The following is a 6886-nucleotide window of genomic DNA, read 5'->3' as shown; positions in this document are numbered from 1 at the left end:
TGGACAAGCGGAACGGAGCACTGGTGGTATGGACCAGATGGAAAACCGGGAACCGATGATGATAGACCGATTCATGTACTGCCCGGAGGTGGTTATTACATTGATAATGGAGATGGAACACATATCCGACCAGGGACCGGAGGAAGTTGGGATCATGGTACCGAAATCTGGCTGAATGGGCCAGATGGAAAGCCAGGCACACCTGATGATTATAAGAAGGTAGACAATGGAAATACAGACCCGGAACCCACAAAGCCAGAACCTACCGATCCAGAGCCGACAAAACCTGATCCAACGGACCCGGAACCAACGAAGCCAGAACCGACCGATCCGGAACCTACAAAGCCTGAGCCAACTAAACCAGATCCAGTAAAGCCAGAGCCAAGCAATCCATCAAAGCCAGAAACATCAAATGAATCAAAAGCTAAAGATAATGAGTCAGCGACTGTTCCAGAGATTCCTTCCATAGATAGTGCTTCAAAGCCAAGCGTAAGGAATGATGGCGGTACCTTTCACGTAAACCCGGAGAATCCAAAGGATGTTACTTATATTAAGCCGGACGGAACTCCTGCAAGCAATGAGTGGGTCGGAGATGGAACCAATTTATATCATGTTGATGAAGAAAGTAAGCTAAATTATAGCTGGTTCTTAGAAAGAGATAATACGTGGTTCATGTTGAACAATGATTCTGGAGAGCAGTTTGGTGCAGCACTTAGGGGCTGGTATAGCGAATCTATGGATAAAAAGAAATATTTCTTTGATCCTAGCACAACAAAAATGCTCACTGGATGGCAGCGTATTGATGGAAAATCATATTACTTTACGGAAAAAAATGAGCGTAAGACCTATACGGGAGACAACAGGATCGGTTGGTTATTTGATAATGAGATACTTCATACACCTCTGAGTCTGTTGGATCGGCCATATGGTTCTATGTACCGAAATGAATATACCCCAGATGGATATTGGGTAGATGAAAACGGGGTATGCGCAGATAAGAAATAGGAGGAAGAATGAACAAAAAGATGATGAAAGGGACGGCATACGCATTGTGTGCTGCCCTGGCAATGACATCACTGCCAAGCTGGGCAGTTTATGCCAATACAGACCTTCTTTCTGGGGAGCCGGTATATGCCCGGATGGGGACCCCTTCCCAGGCGGAGAGGATCCAGGATGAAGAAGAACCAGTAGATACAACCAACGAAACAGAACCGGAGATTGATCAGCCTGAAGGTGAAATTGAAACCGAGCCAGTAAAGGAACCAGACATTGAATGGACCGAGCCGGCCACACCTTCCCAGGCGAATCCGGTATCCGTAGATCCATTGTTACCTTCCTCTCTGGTTGCTGTGAAAAAGTTAGCGTTAGAGACTTCCAGCTCCCTGGGAGATATCTGGGATTCCTGGTCCGGAAAGACCAGTTTTGAATTCCTTAGCGGAAGCCAGGGAGAGGGAACGGAAGAGAAACCTTACCTTATTAAGAACCGGGAGCAGCTTATGGGACTCTCTGAACTTACGGCCATGGGAATGATGGTCCCAGAGGCAGAGGGAGCCAAGTATGCCGGAGATTATTCCGGATGCTACTTTGCCCTAGGAGCAAACATTGACCTTCAGGGAGTGAACTGGATTCCCATTGGTTTTTATCAGGATTCTTCAGAAATTGCCGGGGAAGTCTCCCACCCATTTAATGGTTCCTTTGATGGAAACGGAAATACCATTAAAAACTTAAAGCTGACTTCCTTTGCCGGCTATAACAACGTGGGACTGTTCGGTGCCGTAACGGATGCAACCATTCATGACCTGACCATAATCCCGGACAGCAGTTCCATTAAGGGAAATGACCGGACTGGTGTGGTCGTGGGATATGCAGAAAACAGTGAAATTCGAAATGTGACTGTAAAAAATGCTGACATCAGCTCCGCCGGTATTTCCGGAGGGATTGCAGGAGAGATCAGTGGTACAGTCATTGAAAATGCCACCTGCGATAAAGTCATGATTGATGCAAAAGGAGGAAGTGAAGTTATTTATGCAGGTGGTATCGTCGGAGTTGCTTCCAATTCCTCCATCGTGGACTGTGAGGTATCTACCGGCACAGGGACCACAGCGAGAATCCAGGGAACCGGATACATTGGTGGAATCGTAGGCTATCAGAATGCTAGTGATATATTCAATACCTATGTAAGCGGAACCATTGGAGGTTATCATTCCACCGCGATAGGTGGTATTACAGGAAAATATGCAGCCGGAAAATTAAAGGTAGCCCGTTTTGCTGGAACCATCGGAAATTCTCAGCTTGGCTCCATGGCAAGAGAAGGTACCTTTATCGGAACCAGACAGGGAGCTGCCACTAACTTTAATTACATTGAAGATGTGGCGTATCTGTTTGCTGATACGGAAAGTAAGATAAGCGCCAATGTCTGCGGTTCAGAGATTGAGGATGACAATGATTACACCTACGCTGCCCATATAGGATACTGGCATACAGGAGATCTTTATTATTCCTTGGTGCAGGGCGGAGCAAAAAAAACTATATCAGACCAGTACTTTTATGAAGAACTTGAAAAAGGCATCCTGACCGTTCTTGATGAAGAGTCCGGAGATTATATCCTGGATCACTTTGCGCCGGATTCCCTTGGACGGCCCGTAAGAGGGTATCTGTTAAACGTCAATCAGATTGATACCATAGCAAATGGTCAGAACTATTATGACATTGCTACCTTAGAAGTCCGTGGAAGTTCCCAGTATTCCAAGCCCATGGATAAAGAAAATAGGGGAGCTATTGCAGCTGGCAGCGCAGTCACCGTAACAACAGCGCCAAACAACACGGATACGGAAAAGTTTCAGATCGAAGGCTCTCCTTTCTATGTAAATAGTAAGGGAATCAAAAAGAGCAGCACCTATTCGGATAGCAGTCATGCCTATACCTTTACCATGCCGGAGGACAACATTACCCTTTCCGCCCTATATAAAAAGGTAGCGGTATCCGTAACAGTCGATCCAGAAAGCTATACCTTTGCAGTGGTCCAGACAAGAACCGGAAACCGAAAGGCTCCGGTCATAACAACAGAGATTAAAAATAAGGAAGGAAAGCTGATTGCCCGGTACATCAACGGCGTGTTAGAAAAGGGAACGGAAGTACAGCCAGTGAATATCAAAGCTGTGATCGATACCAACAATGACGTAGCAGATAACCGGGTGAAGTGGAGCATTGATGATCCTCAGCTCATCACCCTGGAAAAGAATACGGACGAAGAAACAGATGGCTACACCGCAAAGTCTGCCAGCCTTTCCGTCAATCTTTCCTCCTCTTTCTTTCAGACAATCATTGAGGATGCAGAAAAGAAACAGGCAGATGAAAATTACCAGTATAAGATCCCTAATACGATTTACGGCGCTGGGCACCAAAACGGAGGCGTTGCAGTTTTAACCGCACAGACCAGACCTTCTACTTCCTTTGAAGGAAAGCCATGTACCGCCAACAGCCGGATCAATGTCACCTTCCAGATCATTGACAATACATTAGTTGCAACGGAGGGGGCGGTCCTTGATAAACAGGCGCTTACCTACACCGTCAAAAGGACCCTTACCGGGGACCGAAAGGCTCCAAGCGAAACGATAACGGTAACAGCTCCTCAGTCCTTGACTGCAACATTCACCCCGGACTTCTTCTCAAAGGATGAAGTGGTATGGACCAGTTCTGATCCGGCAGTGGTACAAGTGGCTCAGGATAATGAAGCCTACCGGGAAGCATCAGTTAGCGCTTTCAAAGATGCTGCCTGGATTCGTAACATTATGGCTACTGACAACGGAATCAAAAGCAATGATCCCTATGCCAAAGTATCAGGAAATGGAAACCGGGAAGTAGTCATTACCGTAGACGGAAAGGATAAGCTGGGAAATAAAGCATCTGCTGTCTGTCAGGTAAGTATCAGCTTTGTAACGGATGACCAGACAAGAGTAGTCCCGGAAGGCGTTACCCTGGATCAGAACGAACTATCCTATCGCCTTGGCTATCAGATGGCCGGGGATATCCAGTCACTGATTTCTGCTAAAAAGGGATTTACTTCACAGAAGCTGTCTGCAACGGTCCTTCCGGATCTTGATGAGTCAAAAGAACATAAGCCCTTTGATCGTACTGTAATCTGGACCTCCTCTGATCCGGAAGCATTATCCGTGGATGAACAGGGAAATGTGACTCCCGTTGAGGGTGCAGCCTGGATCAAAGAAGCTCTTCGCAAAGCTCCTTATACGGGAGAGAAAAATGTGGAGATTACGGCAACTACAAAAGACGGAAAGAAAGCGGCCACTTGTCTGGTGAAGCTCACGTTCCAGGCGGAATGCCTGGAGGCAGACCGAGACAGTGAAACCTTTGATATTGTCCTTACGAAAACAGGGAGAAGAAACAGCCCTGCTTATTCCTGGGGCGGACTGGAGGGAAAGAAATTTTCCGCTTCTGTTTATCCAGAAAATAGGGAGAACAAAAAATTACAGTGGAGATCATCGGATGCAGGAATCCTTTCTGTAGATGCAGACGGAAATGTAAAGGCTGTGGCGATCAATGAAAAGCAGGAAGTCATTGCTGGCTGGATGAACCAGGTCATTGGAAAATCACAGTATTCCGGAAGTACAAACGCTTTGATCTATGCAGAGAGTAGCGATGAAAAGCTTTCTGATCCAGTACAGGTGAGAGTGAACTTAAAAATCATTGATAATACCATTTCCGGAGGCAGCTCTGGTGGAGGTGGTGGTGGAAGCCGATCCGTAGGAGTAACGGCCACAGGAAATATCAAAGGTCCGGCAGCTCCCTCTGGTGCAATTGCCGGCACATGGACCCAGGCAGGAAATGGAAAATGGATCTTTGCTTCCGACCGGACCTATACGGATGAATGGGCCTACATCAGTAACCCATTTGCTACGGGAGAGCAGGAAACGGCTTCCTGGTTCCGGTTTGATAAAGATGGATTTATGGTGACTGGCTGGCAGAAAGATGTTGACGGGAACACCTTTTATTTAAAGACAACTACCGATGGTACCCAGGGGCAGATGCTTACCGGATGGCAGAACATTGAAGGAACCTGGTACTATTTTAATTCGGTTTCCGATGGTTCAAAAGGAAAGCTAATGACAAACACTACAACACCGGATGGATACTTGGTAAATGAGAGAGGCCAATGGATACAGTCATGATGAGGATGTGCGTAAGAGAAATATCGGTTATTCCAATCAGAGAAAATGAAGTTTTTAATGGATAAAAAAGACAATGATTTAACTTGAAGAAAAGAAGAAATGACCAGTAGACAGATGGGGAAATGGTTACTTCGTTTTAGTAACTTTCCTGTCTGACTAAATGGTCACATCGTACGTTGACAACCGAATATATTTAACCGATAGATAAATTCATGTGAACTGAACAAAATTAAGAAAGAGATTCCATTTAAGAATCCCCTTCGTTGATATATTCCATGATATCACTTAGCTGCAGGTTTCAGTGTGAACAGAACATACATAGTATATCCGTAGTGACACTTTCCCCCTTTGATAATTTAGCAAGTGTAGGGCTGGAAGGGATGTCCAGTAGATCAGTCTTTTTCATACCTTTGCGGTTGAGTAGATCAAATAATCTATAATATTTCATACCCATGGTAACAACCTCCTGTTGCATAAGTGTATACTAATAAAATTTTAAAGTTAACTAAAATAATATTAATTTATATGAATATATATGTTGACATTATTATTAAGAATATGATGATAAAATGTTAGCAAATAAAGAAAAAATATTAGCATATGTAGGAGAAGCCTAAATGAGAATTGATATTAAATAATCCAATATATAATACCAGGAGAGAGATAATGAAGTTAATATCAAGAGAGAGAGGTAAGGAGATACCGGTTATGGTGATTTCTGAAAATATGATGAGATATGGTGTTGTTATAGGAACCAGTGACAATGTTGTTGGAATCCTACTAAATACCGGAGATTACATAGATGAGCAAGCCAGTAAAGTAAAAAGGGTGCATAAGTTAAGAAAATGAGAATTATCCTTAAAATGAGATGATAGCATATATTAAGGCATTTACCAGCGTCTTGATAAGTGGATTAATATATGTTATCATAATAGTATGAAATAGGAGGGCAAAGAGTATGAAAAAAAGATTTTTAGGGGCAATATTATCCACGTTACTTACCGTAACCATGGCAACACCAGCTTTTGCGGAAATTATCTGGACTGCTGATAAGCTTCCGACAGGATATACAACGAATGAGTGGGAAAATAAGGACTTTAGTTTTTATTCAGGAAACGCTATAAAGAAAGATACTTATACTTATTATGTAAAAGACTTACATGGAAACCTTATGAAAAATGCCATATTTGCTGGCGGATCTAAAACAAATGAAAATGGGGAATTTATACTCGCAGATGGTTTTTTAGCTTCTTTTGGATCGAGTGATGCAGAAATTAATTATATTCTTTCTCGTCCGTATGAACCGGTCAGTTGGCATCAAGATATGCTAAAACCCATGGTTGAAAAAGGAATTAGTAATTATTGGTATGGAGACAGTAGAGCTTCTGAAAACAAAAGCCAATGGGCGTGGCTAACGACAACTCCAGACGGAATTAAAGATGGACTTATGTATGCTTACTGCTTTAACGAGTATGGTTATCTTTATACCAATACCATTACACCAGATGGATACATGGTCAATGGACTTGGACAACTTATGATAGATGGAAAGGTAAAAACAATCAATCCAAGAGAGATTATTGCTAATTATAATAGTTATCCTATAGGCCATTTGATCTATGATCCAGTAACAAGAGCGCAAAGGGAAAAGACCCCCAATCCATTTTTTTAAAAAAATAAAAGATATTATAGAAGACTAT

At 43.3% G+C, this 6886-nt stretch carries 3 protein-coding genes and 1 pseudogene; all 4 read left to right on the top strand.

What is annotated here, in order from left to right:
• Positions 1 to 1005, top strand: a pseudogene (locus T546_RS25565) (hypothetical protein); the annotation flags it as partial.
• An 8-nt stretch (positions 1006 to 1013) separates the two neighbouring features.
• Entirely contained in the window at positions 1014 to 5186 is a 4173-nt protein-coding gene (locus T546_RS0112905; protein WP_026891964.1) for a hypothetical protein, read from the top strand.
• Between the two features lie 666 nt (positions 5187 to 5852).
• The gene (locus tag T546_RS0112895) at positions 5853 to 6035 is read left to right on the top strand and encodes a hypothetical protein (protein WP_026891963.1); all 183 of its coding nucleotides are present in this window, start codon (positions 5853 to 5855) and stop codon (positions 6033 to 6035) included.
• A gap of 109 nt (positions 6036 to 6144) precedes the next feature.
• Complete coding sequence (locus T546_RS0112890; RefSeq protein WP_026891962.1) at positions 6145 to 6858, top strand: hypothetical protein; 714 nt, start codon at positions 6145 to 6147, stop codon at positions 6856 to 6858.
• Positions 6859 to 6886 lie beyond the last annotated feature (28 nt).

The sequence above is a fragment of the [Clostridium] aerotolerans DSM 5434 genome (genome assembly GCF_000687555.1).
Classification (GTDB): Bacteria; Bacillota; Clostridia; order Lachnospirales; family Lachnospiraceae; genus Lacrimispora; species Lacrimispora aerotolerans.
The sequence above is the reverse complement of the archived record's forward strand: the minus strand, read 5'-3'. Positions and strand labels throughout refer to the sequence as shown.